This window comes from Nocardiopsis sp. NPDC101807 (assembly GCF_044766605.1).
Classification (GTDB): Bacteria; Actinomycetota; Actinomycetes; order Streptosporangiales; family Streptosporangiaceae; genus Nocardiopsis; species Nocardiopsis tropica.
This window is the reverse complement of sequence record NZ_JBIWMK010000009.1, coordinates 1-23789: the sequence shown is the minus strand read 5'-3', so window position 1 is coordinate 23789 and position 23789 is coordinate 1. Positions and strand designations below refer to the sequence as shown.

20 protein-coding genes are annotated in these 23789 nt (G+C 72.3%); 13 read left to right on the top strand and 7 right to left on the bottom strand.

The features are described from left to right. Window positions 1-7 precede the first annotated feature (7 nt). From ehuC to ACIRPH_RS25185, 7 genes are all read left to right on the top strand, one after another. Complete coding sequence (ehuC, locus tag ACIRPH_RS25215) at window positions 8-736, top strand: ectoine/hydroxyectoine ABC transporter permease subunit EhuC (protein ID WP_402918660.1); 729 nt, start codon at window positions 8-10, stop codon at window positions 734-736. Then, window positions 733-1371 (top strand): ectoine/hydroxyectoine ABC transporter permease subunit EhuD, encoded by a 639-nt coding sequence (gene ehuD / locus ACIRPH_RS25210; RefSeq protein WP_402918658.1) that lies wholly within the window; start codon window positions 733-735, stop codon window positions 1369-1371. Before ehuC ends, ehuD begins: the two co-directional genes overlap by 4 nt. Further along, window positions 1358-2194: an ectoine/hydroxyectoine ABC transporter ATP-binding protein EhuA gene (gene ehuA / locus ACIRPH_RS25205; protein ID WP_402918656.1), complete on the top strand. Its 837-nt coding sequence runs from the start codon at window positions 1358-1360 to the stop codon at window positions 2192-2194. Before ehuD ends, ehuA begins: the two co-directional genes overlap by 14 nt. A 217-nt stretch (window positions 2195-2411) precedes the next feature. Continuing rightward, window positions 2412-3344, top strand: coding sequence for a lysostaphin resistance A-like protein (locus tag ACIRPH_RS25200; protein ID WP_402918654.1), 933 nt, complete (start codon window positions 2412-2414; stop codon window positions 3342-3344). A gap of 210 nt (window positions 3345-3554) precedes the next feature. Further along, window positions 3555-5657: an RNA degradosome polyphosphate kinase gene (locus tag ACIRPH_RS25195; protein ID WP_402918652.1), complete on the top strand. Its 2103-nt coding sequence runs from the start codon at window positions 3555-3557 to the stop codon at window positions 5655-5657. Further along, complete coding sequence (locus ACIRPH_RS25190; protein WP_402918650.1) at window positions 5654-6679, top strand: NUDIX domain-containing protein; 1026 nt, start codon at window positions 5654-5656, stop codon at window positions 6677-6679. Before ACIRPH_RS25195 ends, ACIRPH_RS25190 begins: the two co-directional genes overlap by 4 nt. A 56-nt stretch (window positions 6680-6735) precedes the next feature. Continuing rightward, window positions 6736-7179 carry an SRPBCC family protein gene (locus ACIRPH_RS25185; RefSeq protein ID WP_402918648.1) on the top strand — a complete coding sequence of 148 codons (444 nt, stop codon included), beginning with the start codon at window positions 6736-6738 and terminating at the stop codon, window positions 7177-7179. Between the two features lie 114 nt (window positions 7180-7293). On the opposite strand, the gene ACIRPH_RS25180 is transcribed toward ACIRPH_RS25185, so the two are convergent. Then, window positions 7294-7779 carry a hypothetical protein gene (locus ACIRPH_RS25180; RefSeq protein ID WP_402918646.1) on the bottom strand — a complete coding sequence of 162 codons (486 nt, stop codon included), beginning with the start codon at window positions 7777-7779 and terminating at the stop codon, window positions 7294-7296. Window positions 7780-8048: 269 nt separating this feature from the next. Between ACIRPH_RS25180 and ACIRPH_RS25175 the strand changes: the two genes are divergently transcribed. Continuing rightward, window positions 8049-8744 carry a M50 family metallopeptidase gene (locus tag ACIRPH_RS25175; RefSeq protein WP_402918644.1) on the top strand — a complete coding sequence of 232 codons (696 nt, stop codon included), beginning with the start codon at window positions 8049-8051 and terminating at the stop codon, window positions 8742-8744. A 146-nt stretch (window positions 8745-8890) separates the two neighbouring features. Here ACIRPH_RS25175 and ACIRPH_RS25170 read toward each other — a convergent pair whose 3' ends face one another. The 3 genes from ACIRPH_RS25170 to ACIRPH_RS25160 form a co-directional block, all read right to left on the bottom strand. Further along, window positions 8891-9244: an STAS domain-containing protein gene (locus ACIRPH_RS25170; protein ID WP_402918642.1), complete on the bottom strand. Its 354-nt coding sequence runs from the start codon at window positions 9242-9244 to the stop codon at window positions 8891-8893. A 597-nt stretch (window positions 9245-9841) separates the two neighbouring features. Beyond that, the gene (locus ACIRPH_RS25165; protein ID WP_402918640.1) at window positions 9842-12151 is read right to left on the bottom strand and encodes a hypothetical protein; all 2310 of its coding nucleotides are present in this window, start codon (window positions 12149-12151) and stop codon (window positions 9842-9844) included. A 146-nt stretch (window positions 12152-12297) separates the two neighbouring features. Continuing rightward, on the bottom strand, window positions 12298-13392 hold the full coding sequence (locus ACIRPH_RS25160) for a CaiB/BaiF CoA transferase family protein (RefSeq protein ID WP_402918638.1): 1095 nt from the start codon (window positions 13390-13392) through the stop codon (window positions 12298-12300). Window positions 13393-13807: 415 nt separating this feature from the next. Between ACIRPH_RS25160 and ACIRPH_RS25155 the strand changes: the two genes are divergently transcribed. Next, window positions 13808-14881, top strand: coding sequence for a ubiquitin-like domain-containing protein (locus ACIRPH_RS25155; protein ID WP_402919098.1), 1074 nt, complete (start codon window positions 13808-13810; stop codon window positions 14879-14881). Window positions 14882-14938: 57 nt separating this feature from the next. Beyond that, window positions 14939-15823 (top strand): 16S rRNA (adenine(1518)-N(6)/adenine(1519)-N(6))-dimethyltransferase RsmA, encoded by an 885-nt coding sequence (gene rsmA / locus ACIRPH_RS25150; protein WP_267946598.1) that lies wholly within the window; start codon window positions 14939-14941, stop codon window positions 15821-15823. Between the two features lie 120 nt (window positions 15824-15943). Here rsmA and ACIRPH_RS25145 read toward each other — a convergent pair whose 3' ends face one another. Both ACIRPH_RS25145 and ACIRPH_RS25140 read right to left on the bottom strand, forming a co-directional pair. Continuing rightward, a complete protein-coding gene (locus ACIRPH_RS25145) occupies window positions 15944-16171 on the bottom strand; it encodes a hypothetical protein (protein ID WP_402918636.1) in 228 nt (75 codons plus the stop codon). Next, entirely contained in the window at window positions 16158-17633 is a 1476-nt protein-coding gene (locus tag ACIRPH_RS25140; protein WP_402918634.1) for a PspC domain-containing protein, read from the bottom strand. The genes ACIRPH_RS25145 and ACIRPH_RS25140 overlap by 14 nt, the downstream gene beginning before the upstream one ends. A 214-nt stretch (window positions 17634-17847) precedes the next feature. Between ACIRPH_RS25140 and ACIRPH_RS25135 the strand changes: the two genes are divergently transcribed. Both ACIRPH_RS25135 and ACIRPH_RS25130 read left to right on the top strand, forming a co-directional pair. Beyond that, window positions 17848-19059: a PspC domain-containing protein gene (locus tag ACIRPH_RS25135; RefSeq protein WP_402918632.1), complete on the top strand. Its 1212-nt coding sequence runs from the start codon at window positions 17848-17850 to the stop codon at window positions 19057-19059. A 122-nt stretch (window positions 19060-19181) separates the two neighbouring features. Continuing rightward, entirely contained in the window at window positions 19182-19853 is a 672-nt protein-coding gene (locus ACIRPH_RS25130) for a response regulator (protein WP_402918630.1), read from the top strand. 102 nt (window positions 19854-19955) lie between these two features. Here the strand turns inward: ACIRPH_RS25130 and ACIRPH_RS25125 are convergent, their stop codons facing one another. Further along, window positions 19956-20885 carry a nucleoside hydrolase gene (locus tag ACIRPH_RS25125; RefSeq protein ID WP_402919096.1) on the bottom strand — a complete coding sequence of 310 codons (930 nt, stop codon included), beginning with the start codon at window positions 20883-20885 and terminating at the stop codon, window positions 19956-19958. Between the two features lie 167 nt (window positions 20886-21052). Between ACIRPH_RS25125 and pcrA the strand changes: the two genes are divergently transcribed. Then, window positions 21053-23386 (top strand): DNA helicase PcrA, encoded by a 2334-nt coding sequence (pcrA, locus tag ACIRPH_RS25120; RefSeq protein WP_402918628.1) that lies wholly within the window; start codon window positions 21053-21055, stop codon window positions 23384-23386. The last annotated feature ends 403 nt before the right edge of the window (window positions 23387-23789 follow it).

Genomic DNA, 23789 nt, shown 5'->3' with positions numbered 1-23789 from the left:
CCACGACGTGGACTTCCTGATCGAGCAGCTCCCCCGATATCTCGACGGCGCTCTGATCACCATCCAGCTGACCGCGGGTGGCAGTGCGCTGGCCTTCGTGCTGGCCATGGTCTTCGGGATCCTGGGCAGCATGAAGCACTGGCTTCCCCGGGCCGTGGCCACGGTCTACGTGGAGGTCTTCCGCGGGATCGCCGCACTGGTCCTGATGTTCTGGATGGCGTACGCCCTACCGCTGGTGTCCGGCTACAAGCTGGACGACACCTTCGCGGCGATCGTCGCCCTGGGCATCAACCTCGGAGCCTACGGCGCCGAGGTGGTGCGCGCTGCCGTCAACGCCGTGCCCAAGGCCCAGGTGGAGGCGTGCGTCGCGCTGAACATGTCGTGGCTCCAGCGGACACGCCTGGTGGTGCTCCCCCAGGCGTGGGCGCAGATGCTGCCCACGTTCGGCAACCTGGTCATCGAGCTCATGAAGGCCACCGCGGTGGCCTACCTCATCGGTGTGGCCGACCTGACGGCCGTGGCGCAGCAGATCCGCTCCGCCACGGGTGAGACGGTCCTGGCCTTCACCGGAGCCCTCATCCTCTACTACCTGATCGCGCAGGTGCTGATCTTCGGCATGCGACTGCTCGAACGCCGCGCCAACCGCAAGCTGGGACGGATCCCGCCCGGGGGCACCGGGCTGCTGGCGCTCCTGCGACCCCCGTCCGTGGGCACGAAGGTGGGTGTCGCCAAGTGATCTGGGACTTCGAGTTCACCCTGGAGGTCATGCCCGACCTCCTGCGCGGCCTGTGGGTCACCGTCCAGGCCACCGTGTTCGGCTACCTGATCGCGCTGGCCCTGGGCCTCGTGATCGCCATGGTCCGCCGGATCCCGGTGCTCGGGACGATCGTCCACGTGGTGATGGAGTTCATCCGCACCACGCCGCTGCTGGTGCAGCTGGTCTTCGTCTTCGCGCTCGTGCCCGCGGGCTTCTCGCCCCTGATGGTCGGCATCGTCGTCCTGGGCGTGCACTACGCGGCCTACACCGCCGAGGTGTACCGCTCGGGCATCGAGGGCGTGGCCAGGGGCCAGTGGGAGGCGGCGCGCGCGCTGAGCCTCCCGGCCCGGCGCACGTGGGGGGCGATCGTGCTGCCGCAGGCGATCCGCAAGGTCATCCCCGCGCTGGGCAACTACCTCATCGCGATGTTCAAGGACACCCCGCTGCTCTTCGCCATCACGGTCGTGGAGCTCCTGGCCACCGCCCAGCAGGTCGGCCAGGCGAGCTTCAAGATCGTGGAGGCGTTCACCCTCGTCGGGTTCCTGTTCCTCCTCGTGAGCATCCCGTCCGCGATCATCATCCGACGACTGGAGCGACGCTATGCCGCCGTCTGACACCCCTACGAACGCACGGCCCCAGGGCGGCGCGGCCGGGGGAGAGCCCCTGATCGTCTTCGACCAGGTGGTCAAGCGCTTCGGCGACCTCACCGTGCTCGACCGCCTGGACTTCTCGGTCGACGCCGGCGAGCGCGTCACCCTCATCGGGCCCAGCGGCTCGGGGAAGACCACCATCCTGCGCCTGCTGATGACCCTGGAGAAGGTCACCGAGGGCGTCATCCGGGTGGGCGGCGAACCGTTCAGCCACATGCCCCGCGGCGGTTCGGGGGGGGTGGTCCCGGCCGGGGAGGGCTACCTGCGCGAGCGCCGCAAGCGCATCGGCATGGTCTTCCAGCAGTTCAACCTGTTCCCGAACATGACCGTGCGGCAGAACGTCATCGAGGCCCCGGTCCACGTCCTCGGGATTCCCAAGGAGGAGGCGAACGCCAAGGCCGAGCAGCTGCTGGAGCTGGTGGGCCTGGAGGACAAGATCGACGCCCACCCGACCCAGCTGTCCGGCGGCCAGCAGCAGCGCGTGGCGATCGCCCGCGCGCTCGCGATGAGCCCGGAGATCCTCCTCCTGGACGAGGTCACGTCGGCGCTGGACCCGGAACTGGTGGCCGGTGTCCTGGACGTCCTGCGCGAGGTCGCCGAGAGCACGGACATCACCATGCTCTGCGTGACCCACGAGATGGGTTTCGCCCGCGACGTGTCGCACCGCGTGCTCATGTTCGACCAGGGGCAGATCGCGGAGGAGGGGACGCCGGACCAGATCTTCGGCGACCCCCAGGAGGAGCGGACCAAGTCGTTCCTCAGGTCGGTCCTGGACAACGGGGTCTGACACGGGCCGCCGCCCGGCCCGGCCCCCGGCGCGGGCCGGGCCGGGCGGCGCGGCGGGACCGCGTGCCACGGGGCGGACCCGTGCCGGCGCACGGCCCGTGCCGCCGTCCGGAGCGCCCCGTTCCGAGGCGAGTGGCGACATACCGTGGTCATTGGACAGCTTTTAGTTATCTCTTGGGCAGAATGAGAGTCCTGATACAGGGGGGACTCTTGTGACCATGGCGCGAAGATGGGGGCTCACCTGGTGGTCGGCCCTCGCCGTCCTGCTCATCGCGGTGCCGATGGCCGTCCATCCCGACCTGCGCTCCGACGTCCTGGGCGACTTCGCCGTCCTCTTCCTCGTCTCCTGGGGGCCGATGCTGGTCGGCGGCCTCCTGGCCTGGGCCCTGGTCCGGTCGTTCGGGGAGCGTGACGCACTGGACCGCAGGATCGCCGCGGCGATGGTGGGCCACCCCCTGGGCCGGGAGCTCGCCTGGCTGACGGTCTGCCTGGGCGCCTTCGTCCTGAGCATGGTCGTGCTGTCGCTGTTCTTCGGCCTGTACGAGGACACGATCGGCGCCGACCTGGCGATGTCGGCCTCCCTGGTGTCCCGGCTGCTGTTCCTCTTCACCCTGCCGCTGCTCGTCATGGACCGCTCGGGCGTCACCATCGACGGGAAGGGCACCGCCATGCCCTCCCTCGCGCTGAAGGTGACCGAGGGCTGGCGCTGGTCGGGCCTGGTCCCGGTCGGCCTGGCCCTGGGCGTGATCGCCTACCTGCTCGTCCCGTACACCGGGCTCCCGCCCGTGTCCTTCCCCCTGGCCGGCTTCGTGTTCGCGTTCGCCTTCGTCGCGGTCTGCGAGGAGATCTTCTTCCGGGGCATGGTGCAGACCCGCCTGGAGATCCTCATGGGCCGGTGGGGCGGCATCCTGGCGACCTCGGTGGTCTTCGCGCTCACCTACGCGGTCATCCAGCCCTACGACGCCGTGTCCCAGTTGACCGGCGTCGACCTCGTGTACGACACCGGGCTGTCCCTGCTCACCTACGCCACCGCCGGCGCGTTCTACGGCTACCTGTGGGCCTGCTTCCGCAACACGTGGCTCAACGTGGTCATGCGGATCGGGATGTTCGTCGTCATCATGCCGCCGGACCTCCAGATCGGGATCGCCTAGGGCCCCGCGGACGCTCCCCTCCGTCCGCCCCACCCGTGTGACCGGCCCTCTTCCCGTCCCCGGATCGTGGAAGACCGGCAATCCGTCCGCGAAATACCCTGACATCCGCCCGTGGGCGGGTACACAAGGTCCATAGCGGTCGCGTGGAGGTCATCTCCCCCTCATGGGGTTGTCACCGTGCGGTCATGAAAGAGGGGGAGTCTGCCCACTGTGAGCACGGAATCAGCGCCAACGCCAGCGGGACCCACCACCGAGCTGCCCGCCGACAGGTTCATGGACCGGGAGGAGGGATGGCTGCGGTTCAACCAGCGGGTCCTGGAACTCGCCGAGGACGAGGACATCCCGCTCCTGGAGCGCGCCCGTTTCCTGGCCATCTTCTCCAGCAACCTCGACGAGTTCTTCATGGTCCGGGTCGCCGGACTCAAACGGCGCCTGGCCACCGGGCTCGCCGTCGCCTCCTCCAGCGGGCACCGGCCGCGCGCCCTCCTCGAACGCATCTCGCTGTTCACGCACGAGCTGATGCTCCGCCAGGCCGCGTGCTTCGAGGACAGCGTCGCCCCCGCCCTGCGGGACGCCGGGATCCGCATCGTGCGCTGGGGGGAGCTGGACGACGACGAGCGCGAGTACCTGCACGGCTACTTCCTGCGCTCCGTCTATCCGCTGGTGACGCCCTTCGCGGTCGACTCCGCGCACCCCTTCCCCTACATCTCCGGCCGCTCCCTCAACCTCGCGGTCACCGTCCGCGACCCGCTCGACGAGCGGCGCATGTTCGCCAGGGTCAAGGTGCCCAGCTCCCTGCCGCGCTTCATCGAGCCCGCCCCCCGGCCGGGCGGCCGGTTCGTCCCGGTCGAGGACGTCATCGCCGCCCACCTGCCCCAGCTCTTCGAGGGCGTGCAGATCCTGGAGCACCACGCCTTCCGGGTGACCCGCAACGCCGACCTGGAGGTGGACGAGGACGAGACCGACGACCTCGTCACGTCGCTGGAGAACGAACTCCTGCGCCGACGCTTCGGCCCCCTCGTGCGCCTGGAGGTGGAGGAGACCATCTCCGCCGAGGTCCTGTCGATCCTCACCGAGGAGCTCGGCGCCGAGGAGGAGGAGATCTACCGGGTCCCCGGGCCGCTCAACCTCGCCGGGCTGGCCCAGATCGCCGACGCGGACCGGCCGGAACTGCGCTTCCCGCCCATGGTCCCGGTCGAGCCGCGCGCCCTGACCATGGGGGACCTCTTCTCGACCATCCGCGGGCGGGAGGTGCTCGTCCACCACCCCTACGAGTCGTTCGCCACCACCACCGAGCGGTTCCTGGCCATGGCCGCCGCCGACCCCGCGGTCGTGGCGATCAAGCAGACCCTCTACCGCACCAGCGGCGACTCGCCCATCGTCGAGGCCCTCATCGAGGCCGCCAACGCGGGCAAGGAGGTCGTGGTCCTGGTCGAGATCAAGGCCCGCTTCGACGAGCAGAACAACATCCAGTGGGCGCGCAAGCTCGAACTCGCGGGGTGCCACGTCGTCTACGGCGTCGTCGGACTCAAGACCCACTGCAAGCTGTCCATGGTCATACGCAAGGACGACGACGGCCTGCTGCGCCGCTACTGCCACGTCGGCACCGGCAACTACAACCCCAGCACCGCGCGCATCTACGAGGACTTCGGCCTGTTCAGCGCCGAGCCGGAGGTGGGCGAGGACGTCAGCGACCTCTTCAACAGCCTCACGGGGTTCTCCCGCAAGAAGCACTACCGCCGACTGCTCGTCGCCCCGGCCGCACTGCGCGAGGGCCTGCTCCAGCAGATCTCCCAGGAGATCGAGAACAGCCTCAAGGGCGACCCCGCCCGGATCCGGATCAAGGTCAACTCCCTGGTCGACGAGGAGATCATCGACGCCCTCTACCGGGCCTCCCAGGCCGGGGTGAGCGTCGACCTGTGGGTGCGCGGGAGCTGCGTCCTGCGCGCGGGCGTCCCCGGCCTCTCCGAGAACATCAGGGTCCGCAGCATCCTGGGCCGCTTCCTCGAGCACTCGCGCATCTTCGTGTTCGCCAACGGCTGGCGGCCGCAGGTGTGGATCGGGAGCGCCGACCTGATGCCGCGCAACCTGGACCGCCGGGTGGAGGCGCTGGTCCGGATCGCCGACCCCGAGCAGTGCCGACGCCTGGTCGGGCTCATGGACCTGGCCATGGCCGGGAGCACCTCGTCCTGGCGGCTCGAACCCGACGGCACGTGGACCCGGCACACGCACGGGGAGGACGGGCTGCCCCTCGTCGACCTCCAGGACAGCCTGCGCGGCGACCGCCACCTACGCGTGGTGGAGGGCGGATGAGCGGGGGAGCGGAGGCCGGCGCGGACGCCGGGGCCGCGGACGGGGACGCCGGGGGCCCGGAACGGGAGGTGCGCGTGACCAGCGCCTTCCCGCCGCGCGACACGGCGGTCGGCGGCTATCTCGAACCCATCCGCGCCGGCGGCGCCGTGCTGTGGCGCACGGGCGCCGGCGGCGCGACCGAGGTGGTCCTCATCCGCCGCCCCGACCGGGGCGACTGGACCCTGCCCAAGGGCAAGCTCAAGAACGGCGAGCACCCCCTCACCGGCGCGGTCCGCGAGGTCGAGGAGGAGACGGGGCTGACCCCGCTGATGGGCCGCAGGCTCCCGCCGCAGCACTACCTCAAGGACGGGTGGCCCAAACAGGTGGAGTGGTGGGCCGCCACCCCGGACCGTCCCGGCGAGGAGATCGACTACAAGCCCAACGAGGAGGTCGAACTGGTCGAGTGGGTCCCCGTGGCGGAGGCAGGGGCCAGGCTCACCTACGACCACGACGTCCAGGTCCTCGACAACTTCCGGGCCGGGCCCGCCGTCACCGTCCCCGTGATCCTGCTGCGGCACCTGTCGGCGGGCGACAAGCGCGCGTGGTCCGGGAGCGACCTGCTGCGCCCCCTCGACGAGGCCGGGCGGTCCGACGCCCTGGCCCTGCCCCGGGTGCTCGGCGCCTACGGCAGCCCCCGGGTGGTCTCCTCGGCCGCCGCGCGGTGCACGGAGTCGGTGCTGCCGTACACCGTGGAGCACGACGTGCCGATGCGGACCGAGCGCGCCTTCACCGTGCGGGAGGGGTCGGAGTACGACGTGGAGGGGGCCTGCGAGGAGTTCGCGCGCGTCCTCGCCGAAGGGCGGCCGACGGTCGTCTGCACGCACGGGGAGCTGGTCCCGAAGCTGATGTCGGCGGCGCTCACACGGCTGGGGGCGCCGGTCACCCAGCAGCTCGGGCTGCGCAAGGGCTCGTTCTGGGTGGTGCACGTCGAACCCCGCGGGGGGACGCTGGCTGGGGTGGAGCGGCACGCGCTCCGGGGCTGAAGCGGGTTCGCCGGGCCCGCCCGGGGCGCGGCGGACGACGGTGACATGATGCGGTCATGGCCAAACACAAGGTTGCGCGGAGCGTCGTCGTGGACGCCCCCGCCAAGCGGATCTTCGACATCATCGCGTCACCGGCGCTGCACCCCGAGTTCGACGGCTCGGGCACCGTGCGCGGCACCCACTTCGGCCCCGACCGGCTGGAGCGGGGCAGCGAGTTCGGCATGGACATGCGTCTGTTCGGTGTCGGCTACCGGATCACCAACCGGGTGGTGGAGTACGAGCAGGACCGGCTCATCGCCTGGCGGCACTGGGGCCCCCACCGCTGGCGCTACGAGCTCCGGGAACTGCCGGAGGGCGGAACCCGGGTCACCGAGACCTTCGACTACTCGCGGGGGCTCCCGGCGTTCTACGTCCTGATGGGGATGCCGGCGAACAACGGGCGCAGCATCGAGAGGACCCTGGAACGCCTCAAGGCCGCGGCGGAGCGGGACGGGGTCTGAACCCTCCCCGGATCCGGTGCGGGTCCCGGGGGACGGCGGCGCCCACGGCCGACGGCCGTGGGCGGGACCGGTCGCACGGGGCCCGGCGCCGCGCGGGCGTCCGGGCCCCGCCCGCTAGAAGTAGCCGGGGTGCTCGGACTCGACGAGCTCGGCCTCGGGGGCCTCCTCGGCCCCGGCCTCCGCGCCCTCGGCGCCCTCGGCCCCGGTGGTCTCCTCCTCGGCCTCCTCGGCCTCCTCGCCCTCCGCGGTGACGGCGTCCGCGCCTTCGGCGGCCTTGCCGTCGGTGGTCTCGGCCCCGGTGGTCTCCGCCTCGGCCTCCTCGCCCTCGGCTCCCTCCGCGCTCACGGCCTCCTCGACCCCGGCGGGGTGCGTGTGCCCGGCGCCGGTGTTCCCGCCGTGGTGGTCCTGCCCGTGTCCGCCGGCCCAGCCGTGGTCCTGCCCGTGGCCGTCGTAGCCTCCGAGACCGGACTGCTCGGCGGCGGGACGCTCGGAGCCGCGGGGCCCCTCTGCCCCGGCCCAGGCGGAGGCGGGGGAGGCGGCCAGGCCGACGGCCGCACCGGCGGCCAGGGTGATGAGAGCGAGTCCGGCGATACGTTTCACGACATGATCCTTGCTGTGTGTATTCAAGTTATTACTGACAGTCGTGACTTTAGGACGGTCGTCCCCTTTTGGCCAGTTCATCGGTGCGGTGCACCCGTTTTCGTGCCGCCCCGACCGTTATCCACAGGGCCCCCGCAGCACTCGGCCATATGCCCTAAAGTTCGGCAAGGGCCCGTGTTCTCCGCGTCTCCCGGCAGCCGTGGCGCGAACCGGTCGGGCCCGTCGACGGTACGCCGAAGCAGGAGTCGGGGGCAGTGGTGGGAACAACCTTGGGTGACGTCTGGCAGGAAGTCCTGTCCGTGCAACCGGAGCCGGAGTCGTGGATCGTCGTCTCCGCGGCGGTCCTGGCCCTGGCCGCCGTCCTGCTCGGCCCACCGTGGAGGGTCGGGCGCAACGTCGTCACCATCGCCCACGAGGGCGGGCACGCGCTCGTCGCGCTGCTCAGCGGCCGACAGCTCACGGGGATCCGGCTCCACTCGGACACCTCCGGTGTGACCGTCTCCCGCGGCAGGCCGACCGGCATCGGCATGATCCTGACCGTCTTCGCGGGCTACGTCTCCTCGTCGGTCATCGGGCTCCTGGGCATCCTCATGCTCATGTCCGACCGCATCACCGCCCTGCTCTGGCTCAGCATCGTCGTGCTGGCCGCGATGCTGCTGATGATCCGCAACGTCTACGGGGTGGTGTCGGTCGTCGCCACCGGCGCGGTGGTGTTCGGCGTCAGCTGGTTCACCCCGCCCGAGATCCAGGCCGCCTTCGCCTACCTGTTCATCTGGTTCCTGCTCTTCGCCGGCGTTCGACCGGTCGTCGAGCTCCAGTCCCAGCGCAGGCGCAACCCCTCTCCCCACTCCGACGCCGACCAGCTCGCGCGGCTCACCGGCGTGCCCGGCACCCTCTGGGTGGTGGTGTTCGCCCTGGTGAACCTCGCGGTGACCGCGCTCGGCGTGTGGCTGCTGCTCTTCTGAGGCGGCCGGCCGGCCCTGCGGGGGACGGCCGGTTCCGGACACACGAAAAGGCGCGGCCCGGTGGTCGCGCCCTGTGCGTTGTCCGTCGGGGCCCGTCCGGCCCCCGTCGACCGGGGAGCGGGTCGGGGCTCCCCGTCGGTGGACGGTCAGTCGGCGCGCGGTGCGGCGAGCGCCTCGGCGACCGTGGTGAAAACGGGGATGCGCGTGTCGAGCGACGTCACCCGCAGTGTCTGCATCACCCGGTGGATGGGCGAGGCGATGGCGAGGAGCGCCTGCTGTTCCTTGGCCGCCTTGTGCGCGCGGATGAGGACGCGCAGACCGCTGGAGTCGATGAACCGCAGGTCGGAGCAGTCCAGTACGACCCGCCCGAACGGCTGCGTGGTCAGGGCCTGGGTCACCGCCTCCTGGAAGCGTTGCTCGGTGGCCATGTCGATCTCCCCGTCCAGCGCCAGAACGCGTCCGGCGTCGTGCAGGGTGGAGGAGATGTTCAGGTCGGGCATTGCGACTCCGGCGTATTCGGGACGTGCCCGATGGGTCGGCGAGACAGGCCGTACGCCGCTCCATGAGCGCGCGTCGACCGGTGCGTTCGCCGCGTTACCGCGGTGGCCAAACTGATGGTTCATCAAGTTCCTTGCGTGGTGCCCCGGGCTGGGTCCGGGAACGAAACGCCTTCTCACCTGGGTGTCCTGGGGGTTCCGCGAAAAGCACGGATGCCCGTCGAACGTGCGAACCCGGGTCGAAAGTTCCTGGACGCGTCCTGTCCCGCCGCCGACGGCGGAGGACGCGTGGTGCGTCGTCGGACGCGTCGCTCGTCGCTTCGGGCCACTCCCAGCCCTCTGCAACTGTGAACCCGCCCGTGGGAGCGGGCATTCCCCTCGCGGTCGAGGAGTGGCCTTCCGGGGCGGTGGAATCGCGGCCGTCCCCGTGTGGCGGGCGGTCGGTCACCGGGGTCCCCAGGGGCCCCTGCAGGTGCCATGTTCCTCTAACGGACCCGCCCAGCCTCGGACTTTACCATAGGACCGTGGCCGATTCGTGACGTGAGCGACGCAAGGTCGTGCTCGTGCTGTTTGCTCTTCCTGTGCCTCCTGAGGCGTAGATCACAAGCAGTGGGCGTTCTCGGTCGGTTGACGGCCGGGTGTCTGGTCCAGGTCCTCCTGCTGGACCGCCCACACGCACGCGGAAAGCGTCAGGGGGACCGCCACGGTGAGGGCGATCGCGGGGATCGCCACCCCCGAGTCGTTGGCCGCGAACCCCGCGAGGGCCGTCACCAGTGAGCCGGTGAGGCCGGCCCGGAGCGTCGGCGCGTACTCGTAGGCGCGCTGGAGCGCCCCGATCCGCCACTTGGTCGGCCGGTTGAGCACCACGAACAGGAACACCAGGGCGCAGGCCGCGAGCAGGGTGAGCTGCCAGTTGCCGAGGGTCCCCAGCATCGCGCCGAGCTTGCGCGCCAGCACGGTCCCGGCCTCCCCGTTCACCACCTGGGCCGCGAACGCCCCCAGGTGGCTGCGCTCCTCCGGCGGGCGAAGGTAGTCCCGCCACGAGAGCAGCGAGATCGCCGCGACCGCCATCGCCCCGACGGCCACCAGCCGCAGGGGGGTGACCCTCACCCCGGCGATCATCATGGTCGTCACCGCGAGCCCCGGGACCAGGGCGATCACCCCGCCGAAGTCGGTGCCCAGCCCGGGCCAGCCGACGATGAGCACCGACGCGCTGCCGACCGCCAGGGCCGTCGCCACGGCCGCGCGCCGCCGGCCCCGGGCGATCAGCCCGTGGGCGATCCCGGCGACCGCCATGAGCATGCCGGTCGCGAACGTCGCGAAGGCGATGTTGCCTATCCCGTAGAACCGGCCGCCCACGATCGGCGAGTAGCCGGTCGGCGAGTTCATCTGCAGGTTCGCCCCGAAGCACAGGTCGAGGAAGAGCACCGCCGTGGTCGCGCCCGCGACGACCGTCATCGGTCCCAGGATGCTCCGGCGCCACGGTCCGGCCACGGCCAGCGCCACCACCAGGGCGTCGGCGGTCACCACGCAGGCGAGCAGCGCCACCAGAGGGCTCCCGGAGGCCCACCACGGGATGAGGTTGGCCAGGTAGCTGGCGACGGGGAAGGCGGCGCCCGCGAGCGCGACGATCCGCGTCACCGACAGGACCAGGGCGCGCTTGCCGCGCTGGCGGCCCGAGTACCGGTGCAGGGCGTAGGCCGCTGCCGCGTAGATGAGGAGCTGGAAGGCGACCAGCCCGCTGAAGAAGCCGGGGATCGCCGCGCCCACGACCACCGCCGCCGTGTTGAAGTCCACCAGGCGCACGAGGGCCTGCTCGACCGACGGCGGACGTTCGGCCAGGTGCCAGACCCGCCCGCTGGTGGGCTCGGTCGCCTCGAGCCCCAGCGCGGTGAGGACGGTCGGAGTGGTGTCGGTGAGGGCCACGAGTCCCGGCCGCCGCGTCGACTCCGACGCCAGGTACGACTCGCTCCCGGAGAACCCGTCCTCGGTGATCTCCCCGGACAGGGCCACGGTGAGCTGGGAGGGACCGGTGTCCATGGACACGCCGACGACCATGAGGGACGAGCCGACCGGCAGGATCCGCTGCAGGGCCCTCAGCCGCCCGTCCAGGTCGGCCAGCGCCTCCTCACGCGCCCATTCCGGCACGTCCTCCGGGTCGGGTTCGGGGGGCTCCTCCTCGCTCTCCGCCTCCCGCTCCCGCGGGGGGTCGGGGTACAGCCGGGTGAGCTCGGGCAGTTCCACGGCGGCGAGGGACACGCCCTCCAGGCGTTCCGTGGTCAGGTCGAGCGGTCCGTCGGCGTAGTGGTCGACGCGGCCGGAGGCGTCGGCGACGCCGAGGGCGGCGCCGGGGCCCGCCGCCAGGGTGGTTCCGCCGGAGTCCCGCACCGTCTCCCCGAGCAGGCCGACGGGGGCGGAGAAGGCCGAGCGCTCGTTCTGCCGCACGTAGGAGTCGAACCCGGGGACCACCGCGCCGGAACCGTCGCCCTCGGGCTCGGGCGCGGCCTCGCACACGGTGAAGCGCTCGCGCTCGGACAGGGCGCGCTGCCCGGCCGACACCGACAGCCAGCCGTCCGTCGGGCAGGTGCGGGAGGTGGCGCTGCGGATCGACACGTTGCCGATGGCGCCGTCCTCGGCCATCCCCCACAGCGTCGGTGTGTGCTCAGGGGTCACGTCCTGCCACAACAGTCCTGGCACGCCCACGAGGACCACCGGACCGCCGCGCCGGTCCGTCGGACCGGAGCCGCCCCCGGTCCGGGGAACCTCCGCGGAGGCGGACGCCGCGGGCGTCCGGGGCTCCGCGGCCGCCGTCGGCGCGGCGGCGCACAGCAGGACCGCGCCGGACAGGACGAGCGGGCCCAGGCGCGCCCACCAGCGCGCCGCCGTCCGTGTGACGAGCCGTCGTGGCATGGCGAACCCCCCCAGTCGCGCTCAGCCGGACTGGCCACGATAGTGACCATCCGCGCCCGGTAGGGGGACCCGCGCCCGCCGGGCGCGTGGCCCGGGCCGCCCGGGTCGAACCGCTCCCGGGGGCCCGCCCGGGACCGCCGCACCGGTCAGTCGGCGATGCCCCACTCCCGGAGGGTCGTGCCGGTGTCGGGCTGCTCGCGTCCGCGGGTGACACCGCCGGGCGTCCGGTCGAAGCGCGGCGCCGGACCGGGGACCACCCGGGACCCGTGGCGGACCAGGGACCCGCGGGCCCGCACGTGCGGATGGTCGGGGGCCTCCTCCAGGGACAGGACCGGCATCACGCACGCGTCGACGCCGTCGAACACCGCCGCCCACTCGTCGCGGCTCCTGGTGCGCAGGACCTCCGCGAAGCGCTCGCGCAGCCGGGGCCAGCCGTCCCGGTCCCACTGGCCGGGGAGGTCCTCGCCGGTCAGGCCCAGACCTGCCAGGAACGCGGAGTAGAACTGGGGCTCGATGCAGCCCACCGACACGTGCCCGCCGTCCGAGCACTCGTACACGTCGTACCAGGGGGCGCCCGTGTCCAGGTAGTTCGTGCCGCGCTCGTCGCTCCACGCGCCGCGCGCCCGGTCCTCGTGCACCATCGACATGAGCAGGGAGCTGCCGTCCACCATGGCGGCGTCCACGACCTGGCCCCGGCCGGAGGACTGCCGTTCGACCAGGGCGGCCAGGATCCCTGTGACCGCGAACATGGTGCCCCCGGCGAAGTCGCCGAGGAGGTTGATCGGCGGTACCGGCGGGCCGCCCGCGCGTCCGATGGCGTGCAGGGCGCCGTTGACGGAGACGTAGTTCATGTCGTGTCCGGCGGTGCGGGCCAGCGGGCCGTCCTGTCCCCAGCCGGTGACCCGGGCGAACACCAGGCGGGGGTTGAGCGCGAGGCACGCGTCGGGGCCGAGTCCGAGCCGTTCCATGACCCCGGGGCGGAAGCCCTCCAGGAGGACGTCGGCGCGGGCGACCAGGTCGCGGGCGAGGGCGCGCCCCTCGTCGGTCTTGAGGTCGGCGCCCAGAACGGTGCGCCCCTCGCTCATGTGGGGGCCGTCGGCCCCGGCGTTCATGGCGTCGGCCGCCGGGGGACGGTCCAGACGGATGACACTGGCACCCAGGTCGGCGAGGAGCATCCCGGCCATCGGCGCGGGGCCGATCCCGGTGAACTCGACGACACGGATTCCGGTGAGGGGTCCCATGGGCGAGGGCCTCCAGCTGAGAGAGCGGGCTAGAACGTGGTTCGGTTCATTGTGCAGGTTCCGCGGAGGGGGCGCCACAGCGCTGCCGCAGAAGATCGGTGAAGAAGAAAAGGAAAAAGGGTAACCAAAACCCGCAGAAGGAAAATCGTTTCGGCCGAGTAAAAACGCGAACCACCATGGGTGTTAATGTGTCCGTGCTCGTGGGAGAGAGTCGCGAAGCCGCGTGGAGATCCCGCGGACCGCCGTCGCCATCAGCGGAGACGGCTCCGGCGCCGCCCTACCCGGGCGAAACCGGAGAAACCCGAACCACCCCTTTTTCGAGAAGGATGCAGCCGCCATGCCCGCTACCCCGAAGAAGCGCACGCGCCGTGCCAAAGGCCGACGGCGAGCACGGGGCGGACTCCCGCGCCCGTTCATGGCCCTCGCGGTCGCGGGGGCCGTCGCCGTCGCCGCCGTGGGGACCGCCTTCGCCATGGACCGCGGCGTGGTCCTCGACGCCAACGGCGACCAGCGGACCGTGCACACCTTCGGCGGCACGGTCCAAGACGTCCTCGACTCCGCCGGCGTCACGCCCGGGAAGGGCGACATCGTCGCCCCGCCCCCCGACGCCCCGATCGCCTCCGGCGACCACGTGCTCCTGCGCTCCCCGCGCGAGCTGGTCCTCGAACTCGACGGCCACCGGCACGACCACAGCGTCCACGCGCTCACCCTCGACGAGGCGCTCCGCGAGATCGGCATGGACCCCAAGGGGGTCGAACTGTCCGAGGACCGGGACACCCCCGTCCCCGAGGACGGCCTCACCGTCACGGCCGAACGGGCGCCGCGCATGGTCGTCATGTACGACACCGTGCGCACCGAGACGAGGTCCACCGGGGCGACGGTCGCCGACGTCCTCCTCTCCGCCGGGGTGGTCCCCGGCGAGCACGACATCGTCTCGCCCGCCCCGGGCGAGCCGGCCGAGCCCGACATGGTCGTCGAGATCACACCCGTCGTCGGCGAACCCGTCACGGAGGAGAAGGCCATCCGGGCCGAGACCGTCGAACGGGACAACCCCGACCTGCCCGAGGGGGAGCGCAAGGTCCTCACCGAACCCGTGGACGGGCTCCGAAGGGTCACCACCGCCACCGTCCTGATCGACGGCGAGGAGGTTCCGCACGAGCTCCGGAACGAGGTCGTCGCCGAACCCGTCGAGGGGCTCGTCGAGGTCGGCACCGCGCCCCCCGCGGGCGGGGGAGCGGCCGCCGGCCTCAACTGGGACGCCCTCGCCCGCTGCGAGTCGGGCGGCGACGCCGGCGCCGTCAACTCCGCGGGCGGCTACTACGGCCTCTACCAGTTCAGCGCCGGCACCTGGCAGTCGGTGGGCGGGGCCGGGCTGCCCTCCGACGCCAGCGCCTCGGAGCAGACCCGGCGCGCCCAGCAGCTCTACGAAGCGGTCGGAGGCGACTGGCGCAGCCAGTGGCCCCACTGCGGCGCCCACCTCTTCGAGTAGGGGGGAGGGGCCCCGACCCGGCCGACCGCCGGGGCAGCGGGCGGGAGCTGGCAAGATGTGGGGGTGACACAGACACCCGCACCCGACGACCGCTCCCGCCTGCTGACGCCCGCCGACGTGCGGGCGCTCGCCGAGCGGTTCGGCATCAGGCCCACCAAGACCCTGGGCCAGAACTTCGTCATCGACCACGGCACCGTCCGCCGCATCGTCCGGGTCGCGGGCGTCACCGACGAGGACGTCGTGGCCGAGGTCGGACCGGGCCTGGGCTCGCTCACCCTGGCACTGCTCCCGCACGTGCGCCACGTGACCGCCATCGAGATCGATCCGGCGCTCGCCGCGGCCCTCCCCGGAACCGTCGCCGACCACGCTCCCGAGCTGGCCGACCGGCTCACCGTCGTCCCCGGGGACGCCATGCGCATCTCCGAGGTGCCCGGACCCGCCCCCACCGCCCTGGTGGCCAACCTTCCCTACAACGTGTCGGTGCCCGTCCTGCTGCACCTGCTCGAACTCCTGCCCAGCCTCCGGCGGGTCCTGGTCATGGTGCAGGCCGAGGTGGCCGACAGGATCACCGCGACCCCCGGCGGGCGCATCTACGGGGTCCCCTCCGCCAAGGTCGCCTGGTACGCCCGGGCCCGGCGCGCCGGCTCGGTCGGACGCAACGTGTTCTGGCCCGCCCCCAACGTCGACTCCGGGCTCGTCGAACTCGTCCGCCGCCCCCGGCCCGACACGAAGGCCACCCGCAAGGAGGTCTTCGCCGTGATCGACGCGGCCTTCGCCCAGCGCCGCAAGACCCTGAGGGCCGCCCTGGCCGGCTGGGCCGGGTCCGCCCCCGCCGCCGAGACCGCGCTCCGGGCCGCGGGCGTGGACCCGGGCGCCCGCGGGGAGTCCCTGGACGTGGCCGGGTTCGCGGCCATCGCCGAGCAGCGCCCCGCCGCCGGGTAGCCCCCGCGGAGCACGGCCGGGCGCGCCCCGGGTGCGCGCACGCCGAAGGGCGCCGCCCCCGTCGGCCGGCGCCCTTCGTCCCGTGCTCCCCGCCCCCACGGGGCCGGGCGGTCCTGCGCGTCAGTCCTTCGCCTCGCCCGGACCGTCCGCCACGGCCCCCTCCTTCCGCGACCGCCGGGTGAGCACGCGGGCCACCCCGGCCACCCCCAGGCCGACGGCCAGGACCGGCAGCACCCAGACCACGTCGAACTCCCAGTCGCCGGTGCCGCGCACGGCGAACGCGACCGCGAGGGCGAGGAACAGCAGCCCCGCCACGAACGAACCCCAGTCGGTCCTACGCCTCGCCATGCCGTACCTCCACTACCCCGACCCGAGAATCGGCGCGCACGTTGATCAACGGGGGTTCGGCCCCGCCGTCCGCCGGACCTTCCGCCGCGCCCCCGGACGCCGGGACGGGCTCGTACACCTCCTCGTGGACGAGGGAGCGCCCGGCCAGCTCACCGCCGTCCCCCGTGCCCCCGAGGTCCACCATCCCGAGGCCGACGTCCGCCGTGAACGCGACGCGGGCGTCCTCGGGGAGCAGGACCTCCAGGTGCCCGGCGCCCACGCTCAGCGACACGTCGGCGGTCCCGCCGGGCCCCAGGTCCCGGATGCCGGTCAGGTCCAGGGTCCCCGAGCCCACCGTGAGCAGGTGGTCGCCCGCCTCGGCCTCGGCGACCGTGGCCGGGCGCCAGGTCTCCCCGCCGATCCGCACCCGGGTGAGGTCGGTCACCGACGCCAGAGAGAGCGCCAGGGCGGCCGCCACCCCCATGGACACCAGGCCGCGGGGATCGCCCGCCCAGGCGCCGACCAACGAGCAGAGGCCGATCACCGCCAGGACCCCGGCGAGGAAGAACACGCCCGTCTCCGGGCCGAACAGCAGCGTCGCCGTCTGCGCGCTCCACAGCGAGGACGACCAGCCGAACACGGCCACCGGGACCAGGACGGCCCCGGCGACCACCGTCCACAGGGCGAACGAGGCCAGGGGCGCACCCCTGCGGCACGTCCCGCCGGAGTCCCGGTCGGGGGCGACGGCGGAGGAGCCGCCGCCCCCGTGCCAACCGCCGGGTCCCTCCTCCGCGTCCTCGTCCTCCCCCACCGCTCCGGACCCGCCGGCGTGCGCGGAACGCTCCGCCACCACCGCCAGGTCCACCGGGCCCTGCGGAGCGGACGCCCACGGCTGGGCCGGGTTGTAGTAGGTCGGGGACGGCTCCGAGACCGGGGCGGCGGGCGGCGGCTCCTTCGACGCCAGGTCCTGCCGCAGTTCCGCGAACGCCGCCCGCAGGTCCACCCCGCGGTTGCGCGCCGTCAGCAGCCCCAGCACCAGCGGTACCGCCAGCACCAGGGTCGACCACCCCAGGCCGCCGACCAGGCTGAACGCCGTCGCCACCGCCAACCCGACGGCGAGCAGCTTCGGCACCGCACGCGAGGGGAAGCTCCGGTTCAGCATCTGCTCGAACGTCGCCGGCCCCCCCTCGGGCCCGCGCATCAGCATCCACGCACCGGTGTAGAGCAGCAGGCCGGCGCCCCCGGCGAACGCGGTCAGCACGAACCCCGTCCGCCACACCACGGGATCGACCCCCGTGTACCGGCCCAGCCCCGCGCACACACCGGCGAGGACCCGGTCCTCGTCCCCCTTGCGGATCTCGCGCCCGGAAGCCTCCGGGCGCGCCTCGGCGGCGGCCCGGGGCCCGCCCTCCGCGGCGCCCGGGGAACCGGACGCGGGGAACGCGCCGCCCCCCGGACCGCCGGGCGTCGGATCGTCAGCCATGGTCGCTCACCGCACTTTCCTCACCCACCCATGGTCACCCGAAACCACGCGCCACGGCATCCGGGACGACCCTGAACACACCCTGACCGGGTCCAGGGCAGGACCAGGGACGCGCCCCGGATGCCGAACACCTCCCAGGGAGGGCATCCTGGAGCACAGGACACACGAGCGGCGCGCACACCCGCGCCGCACGACGGAAAGCGGTGATCGGGCGGTGGCAGCAACGGCCGCGGACACCCCGCGGCTCACCCGCGCGGTGGAAGGCAGGCTCCTCGGAGGGGTCGCCGCCGGACTGGCCCGGCACCTCGGACTCGACCCGGTGGTCGTCCGCCTCGCCTTCATGGCCCTGTCCGTCGGCGGCATGGGCCTCGCCGTGTACGTCGCCCTGTACTTCTTCGTCCCCGCGGACGAGGACGGGGAGAAGCGCGGACCCGGCGAGGCGGAGAACCGGCGCAAGGGGCGCGACATCTCCCAGCTGATCGCCTACGTCGGCCTCGCCGCGGCGCTCGGCTTCCTGTTCCTGCTCTTCGGCGGCGTGTTCGACCCCCTGCTCTGGTTCGTGGTGTTCGGAACGCTCGGAGGGATCATCCTCTGGCAGCAGGCCAACCCCTCCCAGCGCGACGAGTGGATGACCAGCGCCGTCGGCAGGGGGGACCGGGGCGGCAAGGGCGTCATGCGCGCCGGGACGGGCGTCCTCCTCGTCGTGGTCGGCGTCATCGGCTTCCTCGTCTTCCAGGAACAGCTCCAGAACGCCCGCGCCGGACTGACCTTCGCCTTCACCCTCCTCGCCGGGGTCTCCCTGATCGCCGCGCCGTGGATCATCGGACTGGTCCGCGAACGCGACCAGGAGCGCCGCGAGCGCATCCGCAACGCCGAGCGCGCCGAACTCGCCGCGCACATCCACGACTCCGTCCTGCACACCCTCACGCTCATCCAGCGCCGGGCCGAGGACCCGCGGGAGGTCCAGCGCCTCGCCCGCGTCCAGGAGCGCGCCCTGCGCAGCTGGCTCTACCAGCGGCCCGCCGACGCCGACACCACCGTGTCGCCCGCGCTCGAACGCGTCGCGGCCGAGGTCGAGGAGGAGCACGGCGTCCCCATCGAGGTGGTGTGCGTGGGCGACTGCCCCATGGACGACGCCCTCTCCGCGATGCTCCGCGCCGCCCGCGAGGCCATGGTCAACGCCTCCAAGTACGCGGGCACCGACAGCATCTCCGTGTTCGGCGAGGTCGACCAGGACGAGGTGCTCGTGTTCGTCCGCGACCGGGGCGCCGGGTTCGACATGGACGACATCCCCGAGGACCGCATGGGCGTGCGCGGGTCCATCCTCGGCCGGATGGAGCGCCACGGCGGCTCCGCGCGCATCCGCACCGGTCCGGGCGAGGGCACCGAGGTGCAGCTCCGCATGGCCCGCATCCCGGAGGCGTAGCGCCGGCCGGAGCCGCGCGGGAAGACCCCGGGGCGCCGCCCGCCGACCGGATGCGGACAACGGGCGCCGCGACCCCCGGCTCCGCTGTCCCCGCGCCCCCCGACGTGGGTAGAGTCCAGGGTGTGGGAGACGAGAGCACGACCTTCAGTGACGGTGACGCGGTGCCCCGCGTCGTGATCGTGGACGACCACCGGCTGTTCCGCAGCGGGGTCCGTGGTGAACTGGGCGACGCCGTCGACGTCGTCGGGGAGGCCGGGGACGTCGACAGCGCCGTGCACGTCATCGGGAAGCAGAAGCCCGACCTCGTCCTCCTGGACGTCCACCTGCCCGGCGGCGGCGGGGTGGAGGTGCTGCGCAGGGTCCTGTCGCAGCACCCGCAGATCCGCTTCCTCGCGCTGTCGGTCTCCGACGCGGCGGAGGACGTCATCGGCGTGGTGCGGGGCGGCGCCCGCGGCTACGTCACCAAGACCATCTCCGGCAAGGAGCTGGCCAACGCCATCGTGCGCGTGGCCGACGGCGACGCGGTCTTCTCGCCGCGCCTGGCCGGCTTCGTGCTGGACGCGTTCTCCGCGACCGACGCCCCGCCGGTCGACCCCGAGCTGGACCGCCTCACCCAGCGCGAGCGCGAGGTGCTGCGGCACATCGCGCGCGGCTACGCGTACAAGGAGGTGGCCAAGGAGCTGTTCATCTCCGTCAAGACGGTGGAGACCCACGTGTCCTCGGTCCTGCGCAAGCTCCAGCTGTCCAACCGGCACGAGCTGAGCAGGTGGGCGACGGCCCGGCGGCTCGTCTGACGCGTTCCGGCCGGGCCGGGCCCGCCCCGTCCGGAGGAGCGCCGCGCACCCGCCGTGCGAACGGCGACGGCGGCCGCCCCCGGGGCGACCGCCGTCGGCGCCTCAGCGCAGGGAGTCCAGCATCCTGGTGAGGAACTCCGCCTCCGCCACCCCCGTGACCACCCGGGCGGGCCGGCGGTCGTCGGCCCCCGGACGCGGGCGCAGGTCGGCGACGGTCATCCCGCGGGTGAGCCCGCCGGACAGCTCCACCCGCAACGGCGCCTCGAACGCCTCCGTCACCAGGTGCCCGTCCACCAGGACCGCGGCGGCCAGCGGATCGTGCATCGCGCACTGGCGGACGCCGAAGATCCCCGTGTAGAAGTCCGCGTAGAAGTCCAGGAACGCCGACGTGCGCTCGGCGCGCTCACCCGGCACCGACCGCAGGTCGGACAGCCACTCGGGCGTCGCCACCGTCTTCATGGTGATGTCCAGCGCCACCAGGTCCAGGTCGAACCCGGCCGCGAACACCGCCTCCGCGGCCTCGGGGTCGTTGTTGATGTTCGCCTCGGCGTGCGAGGTCACGTTGCCGGGGACCCGCACCGCGCCCCCCATCACCACGAGGCGCCGCACCAGCTCCGGCAGCCGCGGCTCCAGCCCCAGCGCGATCGCGATGTTGGTGAGCGGCCCCACCGCCAGCACGTCGACCTCCCCCGGGGCCTCGCGGACCAGCCGCACCAGCAGCTCGGCGGCGGACTCCGAGACCGGCTTGCCCGCGGGCGCGGGCAGCTCCACGTCGCCCAGGCCGTTGCCGCCGTGGACGTGGGCGGCGAGGCGGGGCGCCTGCACCAGCGGCCGGGCGGCGCCGACCGCCACGGGCACCTCCGGACGGCCGTACAGCTCCAGGAGCCGCAGCGCGTTGTCCGCCGTGATGTCGACGCTGTTGTTGCCGAAGACCGCACCGATCCCGACGATCTCCACCTCCGGGCGCGCGGCGAGGTAGGCGAGAGCGACGGCGTCGTCGATCCCCGGGTCGCAGTCGACGAACACACGCATGGTCAAGGAAACTCCCCCCGAGACAACCGCGGTCCCCCACCGGGGACCCGTACCGAAACAGCCTAGGCCGCCGGTCAGCGCACTTTCACCCGCGAAACGGGCAGAGCACGCGGAGCGGCCCCCGGCCACCGGGACGCCGCCGTCCCCGACGGCCGTAACCTGGAGGAGTGTCCTCCCAAGAGCAGCTTCTCGAAGGTCTGAACGGTCCCCAGCGCGACGCCGTCACCCACAGCGGCGCACCGCTCCTGATCGTGGCGGGCGCCGGATCGGGCAAGACCCGCGTCCTGACGCACCGCATCGCCCACCTCATGGCCGAGCGCGGCGTCCGCCCCGGTGAGATCCTCGCGATCACCTTCACCAACAAGGCCGCCGCCGAGATGAAGGAGCGCATCCAGGCCCTCCTCGGCGTCCGTGCCGCGAACACCATGTGGACGATGACGTTCCACTCGGCGTGCGTGCGCATCCTGCGCAGGGAGGCGCACCGGCTCGGCTACCCCAGCAGCTTCACCATCTACGACTCCGCGGACTCCGCGCGGCTGATGCAGCTGGTCTGCAAGGAGATGGACCTCGACCCCAAGCGGTTCCCGCCCAAGTCGTTCTCCTTCCAGGTGTCCAACCTCAAGAACGAGCTGGTCGACTACGACACGGCCGCCGAGCAGGCCCAGACCGAGCAGGAGAAGAAGCTGGCGGAGGCCTACCAGCTCTACCAGCGGCGCCTGCACGAGGCGGGCGCCATGGACTTCGACGACCTGATCATGGTCACCGTCAACCTGTTCCAGATGTTCCCGGACGTCGCCGAGTACTACCGGCGCCGCTTCCGGCACGTCATGGTCGACGAGTACCAGGACACCAACCACGCCCAGTACGCGTTCGTCCGCGAGCTGGTCGGCGCGGCCGAGGACTCCGACACCAGCGTGGTGCCCCCCGCCGAGCTGTGCGTGGTCGGCGACGCGGACCAGTCCATCTACGCCTTCCGCGGCGCGACCATCCGCAACATCCTGGAGTTCGAGCGTGACTTCCCGAGCGCGCGGACCATCCTCCTGGAGCAGAACTACCGCTCCACCCAGAACATCCTCTCGGCGGCCAACGCGGTCATCGACCGCAACGAGGGCCGACCGGCCAAGAACCTGTGGTCCGAGCAGGGCGACGGCCCGGCCATCACCGGCTACGTCGCCGACAACGAGCACGACGAGGCCGCCTTCGTGGTCGGCGAGATCGACAAGCTCACCGACGAGGGCACGGTCACGCCCAGCCAGGTCGCCGTGTTCTACCGGACCAACGCCCAGTCCCGTGTGTTCGAGGACGTGTTCATCCGCACCGGCCTGCCGTACAAGATCGTCGGCGGCGTGCGCTTCTACGAGCGCAAGGAGATCCGCGACATCCTCGCCTACCTGCGGGTGCTGGCCAACCCCGAGGACACGGTCAGCCTGCGGCGCATCCTCAACGTGCCCAAGCGCGGGATCGGGGCGCGGGCCGAGGAGGCGGTGGAGCTGTTCGCCGCACGCGAGCGCATCTCCTTCTCCAGGGCGCTGCGCAGGGTGGACGAGGCGCCGGGGATCGCGACCCGCTCGGTCAAGGCGGTGCAGAACTTCACCGCCCTGCTCGACGAGCTGGCCGAGGCGGTGCCGGGCAGCACGCCCGCCGAGGTCGTCGAGGCGGTGCTGAGCAAGACCGGCTACCTCTCCGAGCTCGCCGAGTCCAAGGACCTCCAGGACGAGAGCCGGGTGGAGAACCTGGAGGAGTTCGTGGACGTGGCCAGGGAGTTCGAGCACACCTTCGCCGCGCTCCTGGAGGAGGAGCCGCCGGACGAGGACGAGGGGGACGGCGCTGTCCCCTCCGGAACGCTCGATCCCGGGGAGCCGACACTGGTCGACTTCCTGGAGCGGATCTCCCTCGTCGCGGACACCGACCAGATCCCCGACGCGGACGACACCGGCGGCGTCGTCACCCTGATGACACTGCACGCGGCCAAGGGGCTGGAGTTCCCCGCGGTGTTCCTCACCGGCATGGAGGACGGCGTCTTCCCGCACACCCGCACGCTGGGCGACAAGACTCAGCTGGAGGAGGAGCGGCGACTCGCCTACGTGGGCCTGACCCGCGCCCAGCGGCTCCTCTACATCAGCCGCGCGGCGGTGCGCAGCGCCTGGGGGACGCCCTCCTACAACCCGGGGTCCCGGTTCCTGGACGAGATCCCCGCCTCCCTGGTCGACTGGCGCAGGGCGGAGTCCAGCCTGGCCGCCCCGCCCAGCCGCAGCATCGGCGGCGGCGGGCGCGGCGCCGGCGGGTTCGGCGGCGCCTTCGGCGGCGGTCCGCGCCGCGGCGCGGGCAAGGAGGCGCCGACGCTCAGCGTGGGCGACCTGGTCAACCACGACTCGTTCGGCATGGGCCGGGTGCAGCTCGTCGAGGGCTCCGGTGACAAGACCAAGGCCCGGATCGACTTCGGCGCAGACATCGGGGAGAAGGACTTCCTCGTCAAGTACGCCCCGATCGAGAAGCTCTGACGACGACGTGTGCCGGTGTGTCCCGGTTCCGCCCGCGCGGGACGGGGGAGCGGGACACGCCACACCGACGGATTCCCCGGAACGCGTCACGAGGACTCCGGCACAGGGGTACAGTTGGTCAAGACCGAGCGAGACGGACGCGGAATCTCCGCGGACGGGCCGGTCCCTCCCTGATTCATCACCAGCACTGTCCTCCGGGCCTCGCGGTTCGAGCACTGGTCTGGCCATGTAAACTCAGGGAGTCGCTTCAAAAGCCCAGTCCATTCGGACAAAAGCAAACGAAGCACAACGGGCTTTACCCCGATCAGCACCACAAACCGCCGATTTGGCGGGGCGCGGAACACCTGATAAAGTAAAGACACAACAAAGCGGAAACGCAGACGCCTTCCACGGAAGAGCAGAC